This is a genomic window from Streptomyces katrae (assembly GCF_000966975.1).
GTDB lineage: Bacteria > Actinomycetota > Actinomycetes > Streptomycetales > Streptomycetaceae > Streptomyces > Streptomyces katrae.
In genome coordinates this window covers 1-1475 of the sequence record NZ_JZWV01000171.1, presented here as the reverse complement: position 1 = coordinate 1475, position 1475 = coordinate 1, and the positions used below count along the sequence as shown (strand labels likewise).

Here is a 1475-nt window from a genome sequence, read left to right as displayed (position 1 = left end):
CGCCCCGGGTGCGGGCTGCGCGAACCCCGCGTGCGCACCGCCGCCGGGCGCCGCGAACGCCCCCGGTGCGGGCGCCGCCCACGGGTTGTACCCCTCGGGCGCCCCACCCCCGGCCGCGGGGGCCGGCTGCACGGGCGGCGCTGCGGGCGCGGCAGCCTCCGGCTTCTCCCACGATCCCCGCGCGGTCTCCCCGCCCGCCGCCGGCGCGGCGGGGTCCTGCGGGGTGGCGGCCTTGTCGAAGGAGAGCCGGGCGGTCTCGGCGAGGGGCTCCGCCGGGGTCTCCGGGGCAGGCTCCGCGGGGGGCTTGTCCAGGGACAGCCGGGCTGTCTCGGCCTGGTCTGCGGCCGGGACCGGGGCGTCCTGGGGGACGGGCTGCGGCAGCCGGGCGGTCTCGGCGAGGTCTGCGGCCGGGTCGGGCGTGTCCTGCGGCTGCGCCGGGGTGGCGGGCTTGTCGAAGGAGAGCCGGGCCGTCTCGGCGAGGTCCTCCGCCGGGGTCTGCGGAGCGGGCTCCGCGGGGGGCTGCTCCGGTGCCGGTGCGGCGGGCGGCGTTCCCGTGGGGCCCTCCGCCGGGGCCGCCGCGGGGTCCGGTGCGGCGGGGTGCCCGGGCGCCGCCCCCTCGGGTATCGGCGGGCCGGACGGGTCGTGGGGCGGGGTCGGCGGCGTGCTCATCCTGGCGGCGTCCTTGCGAAGTACGGCATATGGAGATGCGGGCAGCCTGCCACGGCCGCCCGTCGCCTCCAACCGCATTCGGCCCCCGGCCTCCCCCCGGCAGCGGAAATCGGACGATCTGTCGGATTCCCTTCCGGCGGACGGGGAACGCCGCGCACCGCCCCCTCGTTCTGCGGGACGAGGGACTCCGCCGGACGGCCCCCGGTGATCCCCGGCAGCGCCGCCGCGCGGGGCGCCGCGCGTCAATGCCCGATCTGCTGAGGATCATTCACCCATGGGTACACAAGCCGACCCCGACTCAGGAACCGACACCCACAGCGGCAGCGCCCCCGGCACCGCGTCCGTCGCCGGCCTCATCGGCCTCGGCGCGGCCGCCTACACCGCCTGGGTGCTCGAAGTCGTCCTCTCCACCGGCCTCAACCCCATCGAGACGTACGTCAGCGAGCTCGCCGCCCAGGACCAGCCCCTCGGCGGCCTCTTCCGGGCCACCGACTTCACCGCCGGCCTGCTCGTCTTCCTCGGCGGGCTCCTCGCCCTCGTCCGCCTGGTCCGCCTCGGCCGCCACCCCGGGCCCCGCGACCCCGCGTCCCGCCGCCCCTGGGCGGTCGCCGGCTGGGGCGGAGTCGCCCTCTTCGGCGCGGCCACCGCCGCCGACGCCTGGCTGCCGCTCAGCTGCCGGCCCACCGCCGACCCTCAGTGCGCCGCCCGCGAGACCGCCGGCCTGGTCCCGGCCACCCACCAGGCCCACGCCGTCAGCAGCAGCCTCGCCATGACCGGCGCGCTCGTCGGGATAGTCGCCCTCACGG

1 protein-coding gene and 1 pseudogene are annotated in these 1475 nt (G+C 78.9%); one reads left to right on the top strand and one right to left on the bottom strand.

The features are described from left to right. Window positions 1-669, bottom strand: a pseudogene (locus tag VR44_RS08385) (hypothetical protein); the annotation flags it as partial. A gap of 274 nt (window positions 670-943) precedes the next feature. Here VR44_RS08385 and VR44_RS08380 point away from each other — a divergent pair. Next, window positions 944-1475: DUF998 domain-containing protein (locus tag VR44_RS08380; RefSeq protein WP_245691642.1), on the top strand; the 532-nt coding region annotated here is incomplete at its 3' end.